This is a genomic window from Caloranaerobacter azorensis DSM 13643 (assembly GCF_900129995.1).
In the GTDB taxonomy this organism is placed as follows: domain Bacteria; phylum Bacillota; class Clostridia; order Tissierellales; family Thermohalobacteraceae; genus Caloranaerobacter; species Caloranaerobacter azorensis.
The window spans coordinates 1-20,292 of the sequence record NZ_FQXO01000043.1; the positions used below are offsets into that span (position 1 = coordinate 1).

General features: G+C 28.7%; 22 protein-coding genes. All 22 read right to left on the minus strand.

The window, feature by feature from the left end:
* The coding region (locus BUB51_RS07755; RefSeq protein WP_200791904.1) for a hypothetical protein at positions 1–286 on the minus strand (286 nt) is incomplete at its 3' end.
* Between the two features lie 97 nt (positions 287–383).
* Complete coding sequence (mnmH, locus tag BUB51_RS07760) at positions 384–1,433, minus strand: tRNA 2-selenouridine(34) synthase MnmH (RefSeq protein WP_073196805.1); 1,050 nt, start codon at positions 1,431–1,433, stop codon at positions 384–386.
* A 36-nt stretch (positions 1,434–1,469) separates the two neighbouring features.
* Positions 1,470–3,710 (minus strand): FtsK/SpoIIIE family DNA translocase, encoded by a 2,241-nt coding sequence (locus BUB51_RS07765; RefSeq protein WP_073196807.1) that lies wholly within the window; start codon positions 3,708–3,710, stop codon positions 1,470–1,472.
* Positions 3,711–3,767: 57 nt separating this feature from the next.
* On the minus strand, positions 3,768–4,598 hold the full coding sequence (gene uppP, locus BUB51_RS07770) for an undecaprenyl-diphosphatase UppP (RefSeq protein WP_035163596.1): 831 nt from the start codon (positions 4,596–4,598) through the stop codon (positions 3,768–3,770).
* Between the two features lie 102 nt (positions 4,599–4,700).
* A complete protein-coding gene (locus tag BUB51_RS07775) occupies positions 4,701–5,465 on the minus strand; it encodes a ClpP family protease (protein ID WP_341423351.1) in 765 nt (254 codons plus the stop codon).
* A gap of 98 nt (positions 5,466–5,563) precedes the next feature.
* Positions 5,564–6,775 carry an aspartate kinase gene (gene dapG / locus BUB51_RS07780; RefSeq protein ID WP_035163598.1) on the minus strand — a complete coding sequence of 404 codons (1,212 nt, stop codon included), beginning with the start codon at positions 6,773–6,775 and terminating at the stop codon, positions 5,564–5,566.
* 96 nt (positions 6,776–6,871) lie between these two features.
* Positions 6,872–7,114 (minus strand): YlmC/YmxH family sporulation protein, encoded by a 243-nt coding sequence (locus BUB51_RS07785; RefSeq protein WP_073196809.1) that lies wholly within the window; start codon positions 7,112–7,114, stop codon positions 6,872–6,874.
* A 73-nt stretch (positions 7,115–7,187) separates the two neighbouring features.
* Entirely contained in the window at positions 7,188–7,619 is a 432-nt protein-coding gene (gene dut / locus BUB51_RS07790; RefSeq protein WP_073196811.1) for a dUTP diphosphatase, read from the minus strand.
* A gap of 82 nt (positions 7,620–7,701) precedes the next feature.
* On the minus strand, positions 7,702–8,967 hold the full coding sequence (locus tag BUB51_RS07795; protein WP_073196813.1) for a M16 family metallopeptidase: 1,266 nt from the start codon (positions 8,965–8,967) through the stop codon (positions 7,702–7,704).
* Between the two features lie 75 nt (positions 8,968–9,042).
* Positions 9,043–9,762 (minus strand): polysaccharide deacetylase family protein, encoded by a 720-nt coding sequence (locus BUB51_RS07800; protein ID WP_073196815.1) that lies wholly within the window; start codon positions 9,760–9,762, stop codon positions 9,043–9,045.
* A 106-nt stretch (positions 9,763–9,868) separates the two neighbouring features.
* Positions 9,869–11,965 (minus strand): polyribonucleotide nucleotidyltransferase, encoded by a 2,097-nt coding sequence (gene pnp, locus BUB51_RS07805; RefSeq protein WP_035162697.1) that lies wholly within the window; start codon positions 11,963–11,965, stop codon positions 9,869–9,871.
* A 113-nt stretch (positions 11,966–12,078) separates the two neighbouring features.
* Positions 12,079–12,348, minus strand: coding sequence for a 30S ribosomal protein S15 (gene rpsO, locus BUB51_RS07810; RefSeq protein ID WP_035162695.1), 270 nt, complete (start codon positions 12,346–12,348; stop codon positions 12,079–12,081).
* Between the two features lie 119 nt (positions 12,349–12,467).
* The gene (locus tag BUB51_RS07815; protein ID WP_073196817.1) at positions 12,468–13,382 is read right to left on the minus strand and encodes a bifunctional riboflavin kinase/FAD synthetase; all 915 of its coding nucleotides are present in this window, start codon (positions 13,380–13,382) and stop codon (positions 12,468–12,470) included.
* 12 nt (positions 13,383–13,394) lie between these two features.
* Positions 13,395–14,288, minus strand: coding sequence for a tRNA pseudouridine(55) synthase TruB (gene truB, locus BUB51_RS07820; protein ID WP_073196819.1), 894 nt, complete (start codon positions 14,286–14,288; stop codon positions 13,395–13,397).
* A 4-nt stretch (positions 14,289–14,292) separates the two neighbouring features.
* A complete protein-coding gene (locus BUB51_RS07825; RefSeq protein WP_242945569.1) occupies positions 14,293–15,255 on the minus strand; it encodes a DHH family phosphoesterase in 963 nt (320 codons plus the stop codon).
* Positions 15,248–15,634 carry a 30S ribosome-binding factor RbfA gene (gene rbfA, locus BUB51_RS07830; protein WP_073196822.1) on the minus strand — a complete coding sequence of 129 codons (387 nt, stop codon included), beginning with the start codon at positions 15,632–15,634 and terminating at the stop codon, positions 15,248–15,250. Before rbfA ends, BUB51_RS07825 begins: the two co-directional genes overlap by 8 nt.
* Before the next feature lie 18 nt (positions 15,635–15,652).
* Entirely contained in the window at positions 15,653–17,650 is a 1,998-nt protein-coding gene (infB, locus tag BUB51_RS07835) for a translation initiation factor IF-2 (RefSeq protein WP_073196824.1), read from the minus strand.
* A 38-nt stretch (positions 17,651–17,688) separates the two neighbouring features.
* A complete protein-coding gene (locus BUB51_RS07840) occupies positions 17,689–17,982 on the minus strand; it encodes a L7Ae/L30e/S12e/Gadd45 family ribosomal protein (protein WP_035162686.1) in 294 nt (97 codons plus the stop codon).
* Positions 17,975–18,244 carry an RNase P modulator RnpM gene (gene rnpM, locus BUB51_RS07845; protein ID WP_035162684.1) on the minus strand — a complete coding sequence of 90 codons (270 nt, stop codon included), beginning with the start codon at positions 18,242–18,244 and terminating at the stop codon, positions 17,975–17,977. The genes BUB51_RS07840 and rnpM overlap by 8 nt, the downstream gene beginning before the upstream one ends.
* Before the next feature lie 11 nt (positions 18,245–18,255).
* Positions 18,256–19,299, minus strand: a complete 1,044-nt coding sequence (gene nusA / locus BUB51_RS07850) for a transcription termination factor NusA (RefSeq protein ID WP_035162682.1) — start codon at positions 19,297–19,299, stop codon at positions 18,256–18,258.
* Between the two features lie 18 nt (positions 19,300–19,317).
* Complete coding sequence (rimP, locus tag BUB51_RS07855; RefSeq protein WP_073196826.1) at positions 19,318–19,782, minus strand: ribosome maturation factor RimP; 465 nt, start codon at positions 19,780–19,782, stop codon at positions 19,318–19,320.
* Between the two features lie 209 nt (positions 19,783–19,991).
* The coding region (locus BUB51_RS07860; protein WP_073196828.1) for a hypothetical protein at positions 19,992–20,292 on the minus strand (301 nt) is incomplete at its 5' end.

Below are 20,292 nucleotides of genomic sequence, written 5' to 3' on the forward strand. Positions count from 1 at the left end.
CATTCATTATTTGATGGTTTTCGTATTTATTTCTGATATAAGTTAGCTTTTTTTCTAGCTTTTTTGGAGTAGTTCTCCTAAATAGTGCTCTCATTATTTCATAATTAGTTAACAACCTAAAATCTCCGATGTTTTGTTTATAGTCTTGATTAAGGAGTATTATATACATGTTTTCAAAATGTCTGTACTTGTAAATATAATCTATAACCTTTGATTTGAATTTTTTGTCTTTTATTCTCATTTTATATGTTCTTATATTTTTATTCCCGGCTATAGATTTACTCATTTTTTTAACTCCCTCTATAATTTTTCTTAACTATCTTTTGAATTTATAATTGTTTTAAGGTTTTTATAAGTTTTTATAAATATTTTGTAACTGTTAATTAGCCTCTCAATACTGTATTTTTAGCAAAGTCTATAAGTTCATCTACTGCTTCTGATATATTTCTATATTCTATTATTTTATCAAAATGTCCTACTTTATCTATTGAATATTTATATAATGGATCATAATATTCAACCATTAATTCCTTTACTACATAATCGAAATTTCGCATTTTTACTTGTTTTATCAACTCTTCAACCTTATTATATCCTAATCTTTTTTTTAGTTTATTAATCGACTCTATTATTAATTCCTCATTATAATCTCGTATATTAACATATTCATCGATTATGTTTTTTATTCTATTATCTAAACTAGTCTTTATTAAAATATGATAACCATTAGTGATATCGTCATAAAGAAAATCATGAATAACAACTTTACCTATTCTTTTACTTTCACTTTCTACAAACATATAGTTATTTTTTACTTCTTTCAATTTCTTTAATAACATTGAATCAAATTTTTTTTGTGTGCTTGATTCTTCCTTAAAATATATGTTACCAAAAACAGAACCACTATTTTGGGCCAAATACTCTAAATTCAGAACAGGTTCGCCACGTCTTTCTAACAACGTTAATATTTTGGTTTTCCCTGTTCCTGTATACCCATGTAAAACAATAAACTTGATTTTATTATCATATTCCTCCAATGTTTTTAGAACATAACGTCTATAACTCTTATAGCCACCTTCAATTAAAAAAACATTTAATCCCATCGCATCTAAAACTTTTGCTACAGATTTACTTCTCATCCCTCCTCGATAACAAAATAATACTATTTCTTTTCCATTTTTCTTTATTTTATTAGCTAAAGAATAAAAATCTACTAATTTTTTCGATGCATATTCAAGTCCTAAAACTTTTGCTTTTTCAACATCAATTTGTTTATATATATACCCTATTTCTTCACGTTCCTCATTAGTCAATATAGGCATATTAATTGCTCCAGGAATTGTATCAATTTTATATTCATTCGGACTTCTTACATCTATATAAACCATATTATCTTTATTGATAATATCTTCTATTTTTACTACGTTTATCATTAGTAACACCTCTTACTTATAAATATTATAGATTAATTAATCTTTTAAATCTTCCTTTGTTACTAATACTTTTCTCGGTTTGCTCCCTTCATATCCACCCACTATACCTCTTGCCTCCATTTCATCAATGAGCCTAGCTGCTCTAGAATATCCAATTCTAAATTTTCTTTGCAATAAAGATATAGATGCCTGTCCATGTTCTACAACCAGTTCAATAGCTTTTTGTAGCAATTCATCTACAGCTTCGTCGTTGCTTTCAACTTTATTATTAACACTTTCTAATAATTCATTTTTATAGTTTTCCTCATTATTATATTCTCTTAAATATGCAACAATTCTTTCTACTTCTTTGTCACTTATATAGGCTCCTTGAACTCTGATAGGCTTTGAAATACCTACTGGATAATACAGCATATCTCCTTTACCTAAAAGTTTTTCTGCGCCATTCATATCCAAAATCGTCCTTGAATCGGCTTGCGAGGATACAGCAAAAGATATTCTTGAAGGTATATTTGCTTTTATAGTACCTGTTATAACATCAACAGACGGTCTCTGAGTTGCTATGATTAAGTGAATTCCTGCAGCCCTTGCCATCTGTGCTAATCTACATATACTTTCTTCTACTTCATTTGGAGCTACCATCATCAGATCTGCTAATTCATCAATAATTACTACGATTTGAGGTAATTTCTCGTCAATTCGTTCTTTATCTAATTTTTTATTATAGCTATGCAGATCTCTAACTCCCATTTCAGAAAATAATTTATATCTTCTTGTCATTTCGTTTACAGCCCAATTTAATGCAATAGAAGCCTTTTTAGGATCAGTAACAACAGGTATTAATAAATGCGGTATTCCGTTATATACACTTAATTCAACTACTTTTGGATCTATCATTAATAATTTTACTTCATCAGGCCTAGATTTAAAAAGAATGCTGACTATCAAAGTATTTATACAAACACTTTTACCAGAACCAGTAGCTCCTGCTATAAGTAAATGAGGCATTTTTTCTAAATTTGCTACTATAGGATTTCCAGCTATATCTTGACCTAAAGCAAAAGGAATTTTTGTTTTTATATTCATATATTCTTTTGATAACAATACTTCCCTAATTCTAACATCAGACTTTATTTTATTTGGTACTTCAATACCTATTGCAGATTTACCTGGTATTGGTGCCTCTATTCTTATATCAGAGGATGCTAAACTTAACGCTAAATCATCAGCTAAATTCACAATTTTACTTACTTTAACACCAGGTGCTGGCTGTAATTCAAATCTAGTAATAGTTGGTCCTTTACTGACTTGTACAACCTTTGCTTCGATACCAAAATCAAGCAATGTTCTTTCTAATTTTTTTACGTTGTTAATTATTTCTGTCTTATCATTTGTCGTCTGTCGGTTAATAATATTATCTAGTAAATCGATAGTCGGCAATTTAAAGTCTTCCAAAGTAGCAGAAACTTTATCCTGTACACTATTAATATTATCATTAGAATCATCTTTTACGAGTTTAGGCTTATCATCTTGTTGCTTCTCAATATCTTTTGTAAAATCCAATATCTTTATTTTTTCATCAATTTCAGTTTCTTTTAATATGTTTTCTTTTTTCATGTTTTCTATAATATCTATTTTCCGTTTTTCATCTAAATTAACTCTATTTCTCTGATTTTTAAATGTTTTAATAAAAAATTTTTTTATCAATGAATAACAATTTTTTAGCATTTTAGTATAACTAATCTTTATTAAAAGAGATATCATAATTAATATTGTGGATATTAATATAATATATGAGCCTAATAAACCAAATAATTTTAATAATATAAATGCAAAAAAAGCACCTAATAATCCTCCACCATACATATTGCTAGCATAAACAATAGATATTTTTATTTTTTCAGCTAAACTCATATTTTCTATTAATGGAAAAACTCTCATTTCAAATAAAGTTAATAAACACAAATATAACATTAACAAATATATTATTTTTCGGATACGACTATTGTTAAATTTACTGAAAAGAAATAATATACCTATAATTAAAATTAATACAGGAAATAATATGCTCCCGGCACCTGTTAATTTTAATATTTTATCTCTAATCAAATAATTAATATAACCATTTGAATAATTATACAAACTTGTAAATATCAATATAGAAATTGTTATTATTATAATTCCTAGAATTTCCTTACCTATATTATCAATACTTTGCTTACTTTTTTTTCTTTTATTTTTGGTTTTTTTACCTTTTTTATTACTTGTTTTTACCAATATGATCACCTCATAGAATAATTCTACAAAGTTTATAATAAACCTCTATTTATGTATCTATTTTATTAACTCAAATAGAATAACAATTAAACCTAAAAACCATACATAATATGAAAAATAATATAATTTCCCTTTTTCTAATATTTTTATTAAAAACTTTATTGCGAAAATACCTGTTATACAAGATGATATTATACCAACTATTACCATTAAGAAGCTTACACCTGATAAACTATTAGTAGTTAAAGTTTTAGATAATTCCAATAAAGATGCGCCAAAAGTTGCTGGTAATGCTAACAGAAAAGAAAATCTAGTAGCATTTTTTTTACTCAATCCCATAAATAGCCCACCTACTATTGTTGAACCTGACCTGGATAATCCAGGAGTTATTGCCATACCTTGAAATGTTCCTATTATAAGAGCATCTTTAACTGTCATTTTATGAATAGATTTTTTTCCAGATTTTATTTTTTCAGCAGCCCAAAGTAATATTCCAGTAAATATTAAGGCTAATCCTATAATTATAGTTGTATTATAAAAGCTCTCAAAAATATCTTCTAATAAAATTCCCATTAATGCTGTTGGTATTGAACCAATAATAATCATTATTCCTAATTTCCTATATTCATTGTTTATTACTACTTTCTTATTTTTTAATAAATCAATAATAAACCCGATAAATTCACTTATTATGTTGACTATGTCTTTAAAATATACAATAAAAATCGATATCAGTGTTCCAAAATGCAACATTACTGTAAAAAAAAGATTGCCTTCATCGATATTAAAAAGTTTCTGTAATAAAACTAAATGACCCGAACTGCTGATAGGCAAAAATTCTGTAATACCTTGAAATATTCCTAAAAAAATTGCTTTTAATAAAGACATATTACGACCCCCTCTTTTAATATAAAAATATCGATATTAAAACAAGTATAATATTTTACTCAAGTAATTATAACATATTTTATATATAATATACTATTCTAATTACTCATTTCTAAATTCATCAATCATAGACTTTAATTTATTTAATGCCTTATTTAAACCTCCTACTTCATCGATTAGCCCATATTCAACTGCTTCTTTACCAATTAGTATAGTTCCTACATCATTAGCAATTTCATCTGTATCATACATGAGTCTTAAAAAAGTTTCTCTATTAATCCTAGATGTTCTCAAAACAAAATCAATAATTCTTTGTTGCATTTTTTGGAAATACCTAAATGTTTGTGGTACGCCTATGACAAGCCCCGTCATTCTAACCGGATGTATAGTCATTGTTGCTGTTGGAACTATAAAAGAATAATCACTTGATGTAGCTAAAGGAACTCCAATACTATGACTGCCTCCTAAAACTAAAGATACTTTTGGTTTACTTATACTATTTATCATTTCTGCAATAGCTAAACCTGCTTCTACATCACCCCCTACTGTATTCAAAATGATTAAAAGTCCTTTTATTTTAGGATTTTGTTCTACACTAACCAATTGGGGCATAATATGTTCATATTTAGTTGCTTTTTTTTGCGGAGGTGCTACTACATGTCCTTCTATCTCCCCAATTATACTTAATATGTGTATATCAGTTGGCAAATCTGGACTTCTTTGAACTCCTAATTCCTTGATGTTTTTAGTTATTTCTAAATCTTTATCTTTTTTTTCGCTTTCTCCATCACTTGTTGTTGACATAATTTTTTTATGGTTAAGTCTATGTTCGTTATAATGATCTTTTAAAAACTTTTCACTATTCATATTTTTAAGCTCCTCCCAATTTTAATTATAAAATCTTGATAATAATATTTTTTACTGTAAAATCATTAATATACAAAAAGAAAAAGTAGACATCACGTCTACTCCTTATCTAAGTTAAATTCCTTATGCAAAACTTTGATTGCTTTATGTGCATCTTTTTCTTTTATTAAACACCAAATGGTTGTATGAGAATCAGAAGTTTGTAATATGTTTATTCCTTCGTTAGATAATGCATTTACAATTTTAGCCATTACGCCTGGTACTCCTCTCATTCTATTGCCAATAATACTTAATTTACAACAATTATCAATCAAATCATATTTTATGTTACTTTCATCAAGTATTCTTTTTAATTTGAATAAATCATTCTTATCTATGGTAAATATTTTTCTATCTAACAATAAGTTAATTAAATCAAGACTTATATTATTTTCAGCAATTTTATTTATTAACTCCTGCATTTTCTTTTCATTACCATTCGAATAAATAATAATCTGTACTCTTTCTCCTTTATGTGTAATAGCAGTAATGATATTATCTCTGTTTTTATCTATTGAATGATTATATCCTTCAGTATAAGTGATTAAAGTACCATCGCATTCGTTTAAAGTATTTTTTATTACAACTTTTAAATTTGCTCTTTCGGCAATCTCAACTGCTTTTGGGTGAATTACCTTTGCTCCATTTTCTGCCAATTGATAAACTTCGGAATAACATATTTTCTCAATTAATTTTGCTTCTGGTACAATTCTTGGATCAGCAGTCATTATACCATCAACATCTGTATATATTTCTACAACTTCACTCTTTAAAGCTTCACCTAAAATAACTGCAGTTGTGTCGCTACCACCTCTACCTAATGTCGTAATTTCGCCATTTTCATTTGCTCCTTGAAAACCAGCTACAATTACAATTTCATTATGAGAAAGATGTTTCATAATTCTTTCTGGATTAACTGAAATTACATTCGCTTCACCATAATTTGAATCCGTTAATATTCCTGCTTGTTGACCAGTAAGTACAACACTCTTATAGCCTCTTCTATTAATATGATCTGATAGAACAATAGCTGATATTATTTCTCCACATGCCATTAGTAAATCTAAATCTCTTTTACTTATATTTTGTCTGTTTACAAGACTTATGAGTGAATCTGTAGCATATGGTTCCCCTTTCCGTCCCATTGCTGATACCACTACTACTACATTGTACCCTTTACTAAATTTATCAATTATTTTTTTTACTACCCTTTCCCTATTTTCAAATGTTGAAACCGAAGTCCCTCCGAATTTCTGAATTAAAATCCTCATAATTCCACCCCAAATATATATTAAATATATTATATCATATTATTTTTTTAACTCTACTCATTTTATAATATGAATATAATACCAATATTGTTAATATTAATTTTCATCTAATTCAATTATTATCATATCATTACCAATTTTTCTAATTGCCTCCCATGGGATTTCGATTTCTGTACGGTTTCTTAAAATATTTAACTGTAATGAATTATCAGGAACAATTAAGTATCTTATTTTACCTGTTTTTTCATCTATTACTAAATCTGAATCAGCAACCAGACCTAATCTTCCTCCATCATTTAAGTTAACGATCTCTTTCCCTCCCAATTTACTCAATCGCATATAAGCTCCCCCTTTTTTCCTTTTTGTTTTTATAATCTTATGCATTATCTAAACAAATATTCATAAATATTAATTAAATACCAGTATGTCCAAAACCACCATAACCTCTTTTAGTATTATCTAATTCATCTACCTCTTTAAATTCAGCTTTTTCATACTTTACAAAAACAAGTTGAGCAATTCTATCGCCTGGTTTTATTACAAATTCTTCATTCCCAAAATTTATTAATATTACTTTTATTTCACCCCTATAATCACTATCTATAGTCCCTATTCCATTAACCAATCCAATTCCATATTTTAATGCCAAACCACTTCTTGCTCTTATTTGCCCTTCATATCCTTCGGGAATTGATAAATAGATTCCTGTCGGTATTAACACTCTTTCCATAGGTTTAAGCACTACATTTTCATCAATATTAGCAAATAAATCAATTCCTGACGCTCCACTAGTCTTATAATCTGGTATTGGAAACTTACTTTTATTAACAATCTTTACTATCATATTCACACCTCTTTTTTATAATTTTACTTTACTTTTAATTTATTGTTCATTAAAAAAATAAAGATTACTAGAAACTAGTAATCTAGCCAATAATTTTTTTAAAGTTACTTTCAATCTGATTATTATTTATATCACCTACAAATGAAATATTGAGTCTATTAAAATCTAAAACCTCTTTTGCTATATTCTCAACATCTTCCCGCTGCACACTATCAATCATTTCTAAAATTTCTTTTGGCCTATAAATTTTTCCGTGTAACAATTCTGATTTACCCATAGAGGACATTCTACTAGACGTACTCTCAAGTCCTAAAATATAGTTCCCCTTTAATTGTTCTTTAGATTTATATATTTCGTCTGATGTCATTCCACCATTCTTTATTTTATCTATTTCTTCTGTTATCAATTGTAAAACAGTAGATACATAGTTAGGATTTAAACCTACATAGATTGTAAACATCCCTGTATCTTTATAGGATGATGGATATGAATATATTGAATATGCTAATCCTCTCTCTTCTCTAATCTTTTGAAACAGTCTTGAACTCATACTTCCACCAAAAATATTATTCAACACCATAAGGTGATACATTTCATTTGTTCCTTGAGGTACTCCTTTCATACCGAGACAAAGATGTAATTGTTCAGTATTTTTAGTTTTGCCCATGATCCTCCTATAAAACATTGGAGGACATTGTTCATCTTTTTCTTTTTTTACTGGAATCCAATTTGAAAAATATTTATATATTAATTCTATTGTTTTATCGGTATCAAAATTGCCTGCTATAGATATAACGGTATTATTAGGTGTATAATACTGTTTATAATAATCCAATACATTTTTTTTATTAATCTTTTCTAAAATACTGCTGCTTCCTAAAATTGGATAAGCCAGAGGGTGCCCGTCAAACATAGTTTGACAAATTAAATCATGTACTAAATCTTCAGGTGAATCTTCATACATATTAATTTCTTCAAATACTACATTTTTTTCTTTTATAATATCTTCCTCATTAAACTTTGAATTAAAAATCATATCAGCTAATACATCGACTGCAAGAGGTAAGTGTTCATCTAAAACTTTGGCGTAAAAACAAGTAAATTCTTTACTAGTAAAAGCATTTAATTGTCCCCCTACACTATCTATACTTTCTGCAATTTGTTTAGCAGTCCTATTTTCTGTTCCTTTAAACAACATATGTTCAATAAAATGCGATATTCCATTGTTACTTTGGTTCTCAAATCGAGAACCTATTTCAATCCAAATTCCTATTGAAACAGACTTTACATAAGGTATATTTTCTGTTACTATTCTTAGTCCATTTTCTAATACTATCTTATTAAACATTTCTTCCTCCTATAAATTGCTATTACTTATCTCTGTTTATTATAGAACAGTTTAATAATTATTTCAATAATATCATTAATTTTTAATAATATCACTTATTCTACCTATTTTATATCCCTCTTTTTTCAATGTTTCTATAATTACTGGCAGTGCCTTAATAGTTTCTCTTTTAGGATGCATTAGTACTATTGCTGAATTATGCGATTTACTAATAACTCTTTCAATGATCTTTTCTTTAGTACTATCATTTCTCCAATCAATCGTATCTATGCTCCACATTATCGTTTTATAATTCAAATCTTTAGCAGCTTTCACCGTATATTTATTATATGCTCCTGACGGAGGTGCAAAATACTTAGGCTTTACCCCTATAGTATTGTAGATAATCTTTTCAGCTTCTAATATTTGTTTTTTGTTAGATTCATAATTTAACTTACTATAATCTTTGTGTAAATATCCATGATTCCCTATTTCATGTCCATACGAATATATTTCTTTAAGTAATCCGCTGTTATTTTTCGCCCATCTTCCTGTAACAAAAAATGTAATTTTTATATCATATGTATCGAATATATTTAACATAGGTTTAATATATTCATTACCCCAATCTACATTACAAGCAAATGCAATAATTTTTTCATCAATATTGCCTTTATAGAAAATATCATCATTATTAAAAGTTTCTGTACTATTGTTGCTTAATGTTTTAAAAAATAGAACAAGAATACTTATTATTATTATTAATAAAATAAAAAATTTTTTTATAGTTCCATATTTAATATAGTAGATTTTCATAAAATCCCCCTTTCATTACTATCTTATTCAAAAAAAGTAATTTTATCAAAAAAGAATAGAACTTTCGGAAATAAAAAAAGACATAAACCATATTACGGCTCATGTCTTATTTTCTATCTTCTTCATTAGGTAATGCATCTTTTCTTGATAAATTTATTCTTCCTTGTTTATCAATATCAATTACTTTAACTAAAATCTCATCTCCTACAGATAATACATCTTCAACTTTATCTACTCTTTGTTTAGCTATATTTGAAATATGAACAAGTCCTTCTTTACCAGGCCAAATTTCAACAAAAGCTCCAAAAGGCGCTATCCTAATCACTTTTCCTAAATATATTTCACCAATGTTAACTTCTCTTACAATATCTTCTATCATTTTTATTGCTTTTTTACCTTTTTCTACATCAGCTGAAGCTACCATTACCTTTCCATTATCTTCAATATCTATTTTTACTCCTGTTTCCTCAATAATTTTATTTATCATTTTACCGCCTGGACCAATAATTTCTCTAATTTTATCTGGATTAACGTTTATAGTCAATATTCTAGGTGCATAAGGTGAAAGCTCTTTTCTAGGTTCAGAAATAACTTGATTCATTTTTTCAAGAATATAGAATCTTCCCTGTTTAGCTCTTTCTAATGCTTCTTTTAATATTTCCCTTCCTATACCAGGTATTTTTATATCCATTTGTATCGCTGTAATACCATCTCTTGTACCAGCTACTTTAAAATCCATATCTCCAAGAAAATCTTCTAATCCTTGTATATCAGTTAATATAACAACTTTTTCTTCAGATTTAATTAATCCCATAGCTATTCCTGCGACTGGCTTTTTGATTGGAACACCAGCATCGAGTAAAGCTAATGTACTACCACAAACACTAGCTTGTGAAGTCGAACCATTTGAACTTAAAACTTCCGAAACTAGTCTAATTGTATACGGAAATTCTTCTTCGCTAGGTATTACTGGTTCTAATGCTCTTTCTGCTAAAGCCCCATGTCCGATTTCTCTTCTTCCAGGGCCTCTCAAAAATCTAGTTTCACCAACACTATATGGTGGGAAATTATAATGGTGCATATATCTTTTAGATTCTTCATCTGTTAATCCATCTAAAATTTGTACATCTCCCGGCGCACCTAATGTTGCTATTGTCAATACTTGTGTCTGACCTCTTGTAAACAGTCCTGAACCATGAGTTCTCGGTAATAATCCAACCTCACAACTTATCGGCCTGATTTCATCTACTTTTCTGTTATCTGGTCTTATTCCTTTTTCTAAAATTAATTTTCTTACTTGTTCTTTTGTTATATTATAAATTGTTTCTTCTATATCTTTTTGATTGTCAGGATACTTCTCTAAAAAATAGTTCATTGTTTCTTGACTGACTTTATCCATATTTTCAAGACGTTCTTGTTTATCAACTGTCTGAATTGCCTCTATCATTTTCTCTGTCGCATATTCTCTTACTTCTTTTTCTATAGTCTCATCTACTTTATATAAAATAACTTCTTGTTTTTCTTTGCCTACTTCAGCTACAATGTTATCGATAAATTCACATATTTTTTTAATTTCTTCATGTGCTAACATTATTGCATCAAGCATAACATCTTCAGGAACTTCTTTTGCTCCTGCTTCAACCATCATTACGGCTTCCTTGGTTCCAGATACTATTAAATTCATAATCGACTTTTCTCTCTGTTCACTTGTAGGATTAATTATAAACTCACCATTTATTAAACCTACTGAAACAGAACCTGTTGGCCCATTGAAAGGTATATCTGAAACTGATAATGCTATTGATGAACCTATCATAGCTACTATGTCTGGGGTACAATCTTGATCAACCGATAACACAGTTGCTATAACCTGAACATCATTTCTGTAACCTTTTGGGAACAATGGTCGTATTGGTCTATCTATTAATCTAGATGTTAATATAGCTTTTTCACTAGGCTTACCTTCTCTTTTTATGAAGCCTCCAGGTATCTTACCTACAGCATATAATCTTTCTTCAAAGTCCACACTCAATGGGAAAAAATCTATGCCTTCTCTAGGTTCTTTAGATGCAACTGCAGTAACCAAAACTACCGTATCCCCATAGCGGACTAAACAAGCCCCATTAGCTTGCTCTGCAACTTTCCCAATAGAAACAGAAAGTTTTCTTCCCGCTAATGTATACTCAAAAACTCTTTCTTCCATATTCTACCTCCTTCTCTGTTTAGTTTCTTGACATTTTTATATTATATCCTTAATTACAAAAATAATCCAGAACAAATGATAAAATAATAGAGCGGGACCCCCCCGCTCATAGATTATTTTCTTAGACCTAATCTTTCTATCAAATTTCTATATCTCTCAATATCATTCTTTTGTAGGTAATTTAATAATCCCCTTCTCTTTCCAACCATTTTAAGTAATCCTCTTCTTGAATGATAATCCTTCTTATGAACTTTTAAATGTTCATTTAATTTATTGATTTGATAAGTTAAAATAGCAATTTGAACTTCTGGGGATCCAGTATCAGTATCATGTAATCTGTACTCTTCAATTATTCTTGTTTTTTCCTCTTTACTTAAAGCCATAAAAACACCTCCAAATATTTTTTATACCTTTAGCCAAGACTAACGCCGGAGCTACGCTATTCTTAGCAAAAGGAGTCTAACATTGGTAGTTTAACATAAAACTTTGATTTTGTAAATATCTAATTAATATTTTTTAAAGTCTTTATATCTAATTTTACCTGTTCTATAAGTTTATTTACATCATCAAACTTTCTCTCTTTTCTTATAAAATCTATAAATTCAATTAGAATTGTTTTATCATATATATTTTCACTATAATCTAATATATGTGTTTCTATACTTAATTTTCCTCCATTGAAAGTTGGATTAAAACCAATATTGGTTATACTTGAAAATTTACTACCGTCAACTATTGTATTAGTCTTATAAACACCGGCTTTAGGAATAACGATATCCGAATCAAATGATATATTAGCCGTTGGAAATCCTAATTTCCTACCAATACCACGTCCTCTAATCACTTTCCCCTCTATTAGATATTGCCTTCCTAATAGTTTATTAGCTAAACTTATTTCACCTTCTCTAATAAGTTCTCTAATTTGAGTACTACTAACAAGTATATTATCCTTTGTTATTGGAGGAACAACAATAACATCAAAGTTATATTTTTCCCCCATTTCTTTTAAATATTTAACATCACCTTTAGCCAAATAACCAAATTTGAAATTAAAACCAACAACCACTTTTCTTACATTTAATATATCTACTAATATTTTCTCAATAAATTCTAATGGAGTAAAATGCATTAATGTTTCTGTAAACTGAACTATATATAGAAGCTTAACCCCTAATTCTTTAAAAAGGGCTATTTTTCTATTCTTACTAATCAATATTTTAGGTGTATTTTTACCTTTTATTTTGCTTGTTGTATGATTATCAAATGTAAACACAGTACTAACTAGATTTTCTTTTTGTGCAATATCAACTGTCCGTTTAATTAAAGTCTGATGTCCTACGTGTAATCCATCAAAATTGCCCAATGCAACAACAGTCGGTTTTACTGATTTATTTGTAAGTTTTTTTACAATTTCCATAAAAAATCACCTTTATATCAGAACCTTTTCCATCCTAACGTATTTTTTATTTCTATCGACTATAACTTTTCCTACTCCAATGAACTCATTATTACAATAAACTCTTATCAAATCAAAATGTTTATATCTGCATTTTTTATCATCTATAGACATACTACCACCATTTATTAATCTCTTATAATGTTTGCTTTCAAAATTAATTGATTTGAACTTTTCTAATGCATAATCAATTGGTTTGATAATAGCATTAATATTATTATAATGTGATAACCCTTCTACTTCTTCTATTGTAAATGAATCACAAATATTAAAATTTCCCACTCTTGTCCTCAACAAAAAAGACATATAACCATAAGTATTTAAATAGTCTCCAATATCATTACATAACGTTCTTATATACGTACCTTTAGAACATTTAACATCAAATAAAACTTTTTTGCAATCTTTTATATCGATTATCTTTATATCATATATAATAACCTTCCTCGGTTTTCTAGGTATTTCAATACCACTCCGTGCTAATTCATACAATTTCTTTCCCTTATATTTTACAGCTGAAAACATAGGAGGAATTTGTTCAATTTCTCCAATAAAACTATTAAATGCTTTTATTATATCTGCTTCTGTTACTTTATTATTTGAACTGCAAATAACATTCCCATATTTATCTTGAGTATCTGTTTTACAACCTAAAGTCAATTCTGCTCTATACTCTTTAGTCTTATCAATCAAATATTCTGAAATCCTAGTGGCTTTTCCTAAACATATAGGTAGGACACCTGCTGCATTTGGATCAAGCGTACCAGTATGCCCTACCTTTTTTACTTTTAATGTTTTTCTAATAAAATTTACTACATCATGAGAAGACATACCTGTAGGTTTTAGTATATTAATTAAACCATTCATTCTATCACCTTAAATTAAGTCCTATTTCTCTAATTATAAGTTCTTTTGCTTCAGATATATTATTATAGATTGTACAACCAGAAGCTCTAATATGTCCTCCACCTTGAAATACTTTGGCTATACTAGCAACATCAACGTACGTTTTAGATCTTAAACCTATTTTTATTTCATCTTCTTTAATTTCCTTTAATATGCATGCAACTTCAACAGTTTCTATATCTCTTATATATTCTACTATACCGTCAATATCATTGAATTCTGCATTGTTTTTCATTAACATTTGTTGAGTCACTTGTACAACAGCCAATCTATTATCATAATATAACTCCAAAGTGTTTAATGCTTCAATAAATAATTTTGTACTAGCTAATGTTTTATTTTGGAAAACTTCAAACGTTACTCTTTTTAAGTCTATTTGCTTTTCTAAAAGTTTAGAAACAATATAATGTGTTTTTGGACGTGTATTATCATACCTGAAACTTCCTGTATCAGTTGCAATAGCTACATATAGACAAGTAGCTATTTCTTTATTAATATTCATATTTAAATAGTCTAATATATTATAAACTAATTCTCCTGTCGCAGCCGCTTTGTGGTCAACAATATTTATATCTCCATAATTTGTATTACTTATATGATGATCAATGTTTACTATATACCTAGCATTTTCTGTAATATGTTTAAATGAACCTAATCTATCTAAATCACTACAATCTAATACAATTAATAAATCGAACTTTTTATTCTCTTCATAATTTTTTAATTTACTAACTTGAGGTAAAAATTTATATTTATAAGGAATATCATCAACTTTAATCATAGTTATTTTTTTATTTATATTTTCCAAAGCTAAACCAAATCCTAACAAAGAACCTATACTATCGCCATCTGGATGAATATGCGATACTAAACAAATATCCTTTACTTCATCTAATTTCTGTTTTAATTTTTTAAATTCATCATTCATTTCCATTCTCATTTACTTTGGCTTTACTTTCCTCCTCTTGTTTTATTTTGTTTAATAATTGTGAGATATAAACACCTCTTTCAATTGATTTATCAAGACAAAATATTGGCTCTGGCGTATATCTAATTTTTAATTTGTTTCCTATCTCTTTCCTTATAAAACCAGTTGCATTTTTTAATCCAGTTAAAGTCTCTTCTCTTTCGTTTTCATCTCCTAAAATGCTTACATAGATTTTAGCATATCTTAAATCTTTAGTAACTTCTACTTCTGTTATGCTTGTCATCATTGAAATTCTTGGATCTTTAAGCCCTTCTTTTAATAATTCACTAACTATTTTCTTTATTTCCTCTGATATTCTCTTAAGTCTTTTGGAATTCATGAAGTCACCTTCCTTCATTTATCTTTTAACTTCTTCTAATGTATACGCTTCTATAACATCTCCTTCCTTAATATCATTATAATTTTCAATTCCTAAACCGCCTTCATATCCTGTTAGAATTTCTCTAACATCATCTTTAAATCTCTTTAAAGATGAAATATTACCTTCATGAATAACAACATTATCTCTTAATAACCTTATTTTTGAATTTCTTGTAATTTTGCCTTGTTGTACATAAATTCCAGCAACAACTCCTACATTAGGTATTTTAAATGTAGCTCTTACTTCAGCTCTGCCAAGTATAACTTCTTTGTATTCCGGCTCGAGCATACCTTTTATAGCTGCCTCTATATCTTCAATTGCATTATATATTATTCTATATGTTCTTACATCTACTTTTTCCCTTTTAGCTAAATCCATTGCTGGTGTAGTTGGCCTTACGTTAAATCCTACAATTATAGCATTTGATGCAGAAGCTAACATTATATCACTTTCAGTTATTGCTCCTACACCGCTATGGATTGTTTTTACCTTAACTTCGTCGGTACTTAATTTTTCTAAAGCCTGTTTTACAGCTTCGATAGAACCTTTAACATCTGCTTTAACAATAATATTTAAATCTTTTACTTCACCTTTTTTTATCTGTTCAAACAGAGCATCTAATGAAACTTTTTGAGTTGCTTTAAGCTGTTCAGTTCTCAATTTTTCTTTTCTATTTTCTGCAATTTCTCTTGCTTTTTTGTCATTTTCAACTACATATAAATGTTCTCCAGCATCAGGTACTTCAGATAAACCTAATATCTCAACTGGCATTGATGGAGTAGCTTTTTTTATCCTTTTACCTTTATCATCAATCATTGCTCTTATTCTACCATGTGCAGTTCCTGCAATTACAGCATCTCCGACATTTAACGTTCCTTTCTGAACAATTACAGTTGCTACAGGGCCTCTGCCTTTATCTAATTTAGCTTCTATTATCGTTCCCATAGCCTTTCTATTAGGATTAGCTTTTAGTTCTTGCATTTCTGCTACTAGTAATATCATCTCTAACAGTTCATCAATACCCTGTTTCTTTAGAGCTGAAACAGGAACAAAAATAGTATCTCCGCCCCATTCTTCTGGAAGTAATCCATGTTCTGCCAACTCTTGTTTTACACGTTCAGGGTTTGCCTCATACTTATCTATTTTATTAACAGCGACTATTATTGGCACATTAGCTGCTTTAGCATGATTTATTGCTTCTACAGTTTGTGGCATAACTCCGTCATCAGCAGCTACTACTAAAACTGCAATATCTGTAACTTGTGCTCCACGGGCTCTCATTGAAGTAAAAGCTTCATGTCCAGGTGTATCTAAAAAAACTATTTTTTTATCGTTAACTATTACAGTAGAAGCTCCTATATGTTGTGTAATTCCGCCAGCTTCTCTTGCTGTTACATTTGTTTTTCTAATTGCATCTAGTAACGAAGTTTTTCCGTGATCTACGTGCCCCATGACAGTAACTATTGGCGGTCTAGGTTGAAGAGTTTCTGGATCATCTTCAAAATCTAATAAATCTTCTTCTATTTTTTCGTTTTCTTCCTCTTCTACTTGGATTGACTTAACTTCATATCCATATTCTGAAGCAACGATACTAGCAGTATCAAAATCTATTTCTTGATTAATTGCTGCCATAACTCCAAGAGCAATCAGCTGACTAATTAATTGTGTAGGATTGACTTTTATTTTATCGGCCAAATCCTTTACTGTAATTTTTTTTCCTATATGAATAATATTTTTCTCTGTTTGCATTTCTTCTCTCTTATCCTTTACATTACTTTTTTTACTATTACTATTATTTTTACCTTTTGAATCTTTTTCTTCATTAATAAGTTCAGTTAGTAAATCAACAACTTCATCTTCTAATGTGTTCATATGGCTCTCTATATTAACATCTAATTCGTGTAATTTCGTCATCAGTTCTTTACTAGACATTCCTAATTTTTTAGCAAGTTGATAAACTCTGATCTTAGTCATATAAATCACCCCCTGTAATATTTAAAGGTGGCAGGAAATCACAGTAATTTGACTATTGCTTTTGAAAAATTATCATCACATATTGCTATTGTAGATATTAATCCTTTTCCTATACTACTACCTAAAATATCTTTACTTCCATAGATAATATGTTTAATTCTATATTTTTTGGTAAGTTTAATAAATTTATTTTTCGTATTTTCTGATGCATCACTTGCTATTATCAATAGTTTACATTTCCCTTTTTTTATTGCGATTTCACAGCCCATTTCTCCAAATTTTAAATATCCTGCTTTCATACCTAATCCTAACAATGAATAAAACTTATTCATTCTTAGCTAACTCCTCTTTTAATTTTATATAAATTTCTTGAGGAATATCGGTTTCCAAAGCTCTATTTAACCTTTTGCCTTTTACGGCTTTCTCCAAACAATCTATATTTCTACATATATAAGCTCCTCTACCATTAGCCTTTCCTGTTAAGTCTATACTAACAACACCTTCTTTATTTTTTACAATTCTAACTAGTTCCTTTTTAGGTTTCTGCTCATTACATCCAACACATTTTCTAAGTGGTACTTTCCTCTTTTTCACTATACCACCCCTTATATTTCTGAATTTTCTTGGCTTTCACTTTTAATATCTATTTTCCAACCTGTTAATTTAGCAGCTAATCTTGCATTTTGTCCTTCTTTACCAATAGCTAATGACAATTGATAATCTGGAACTATTACTTTGGCAGATTTCTCCTCTTCATTTACTTCTACACTGATAACTTTTGCTGGACTTAAGCTATTAGCAATAAATTCGCTAATATTTTTACTCCAGATTATAATATCGATTTTTTCACCATTTAGTTCGTCTACTATCGCTTTAACTCTAGTTCCTTTATGTCCGACACAAGCACCCACTGGATCAACATTCTCATCATTAGAATAAACAGCTATTTTAGTTCTTGACCCAGCCTCTCTCGCAATATTATAAATATCAACAATGCCATCATGAATTTCGGGTACTTCTAGTTCGAATAATCTTTTTACAAGTCCAGGATGAGTTCTTGATAATATTATCTGTGGTCCTTTTGTAGTCTTTTTGACTTCTAAAATATAAGTTTTAATTCTATCGCCCTGTTTATAAATTTCACCTGGAATTTGTTCTGTTGGAGGTAAAACACCTTCCGTCCTACCTAAATTAATAAGTACACTACTTTTACTTACTCTTTGAACTAAACCTGTTACGATTTCACTCTCTCTGTTTACAAACTCTTCATATATTATTTCTCTTTCTGCTTCTCTAATTCGTTGTAAAACTACTTGTTTAGCTGTTTGTGCAGCAATTCTCCCAAAGTTTTTAGGCGTTACTTCTATTCGTACTGTATCTCCAATTTGATAATTAGGATTTATTTCCTTGGCGTCCTCTAATTTTATTTCTAATAGCGGATTTTCGACATTCTCTACAACTACTTTTTTTGCATATGCTTTCACTTCGCCATTTTCTTTGTCTATTTCTACTTCAACATTTTGAGATGTTCCAAAATTTTTTCTATATGCAGTTTTTAAAGCTGCCTCTAATGCATCATACAATACATCTTTTGTTATTCCTTTATCTTTAACAATTTGTTCTAGAGCCTCTAAAAACTCGGCTTTCATATATACAATACCTCCCTGTTAGAAAATGACTGCCAAATTAATTTTAGCTAAATCTTTTTTATTTATCGTTATTAAACTACCTTGTTCTAATTCAATAGTTACAGTAGTTTCATTATAATCTTTAAGTTTCCCAATAAATTTTTTCTTTCCTTCAATAGGTTTATATAGACTAATTTCCACTTCTTTCCCTAGACTTTTCTTATAATCACTTTCAGTTTTTAAAGGTCTGTCTAATCCAGGAGAAGAAACTTCTAAATAATAATTTTCTTCAATAGGATCAATCTCATCTAATTTATCGCTTAAACGTTCACTTACTTTCTGACAATCCTCTATAGTTATTCCACCAACTTTATCTATAAATACCCTTAAAAAACGTTGAGAACCTTCTTTTACAAATTCTACATCAACAAGTTCAAAGCCATAATCTTCAACTATCTGCAATGCTATTTCTCTTGTTAACTCTTCAATTTCTTTTCTATTCATACACTTCACCTCCATCATATATAAAGTTATTTTTTGCTAAAATATATATCTTATACAAAACGACTGTCTGAATAAATTAAAGAGTGGGAATACCCACTCTTTCTTTAGTTACCTCTTATTTACTTCAAATATAACATATTCTATTTAAAAAATCAAATGTTAAATAAACTTACTTCAATTCGTAATATGAAAAATTAAATTCATCTATGCTATACTAAAGCTAAAATAGGATCAAGGAGTGATTGAATCTCTTCGCTACAAGAACTATACAATTTTATAAATTCTAGGAAGTTGAAGATTGCAAAGTACCTACCCCTGTAGATTATTACTTTCTTTTCTTTTTTACATACATACTTCTTTATAGCTACTGGTAAACTTTTTTTGGCATACTTTTGCCCTTCTTCTGTGTTTTTGTATATTTGAAAATACATATATCCTATCAATAACATAACTATATGAAATACTATAAAGTTGTATTTTGTACTTTTAAAATCTTCTAATTTCCAAAAT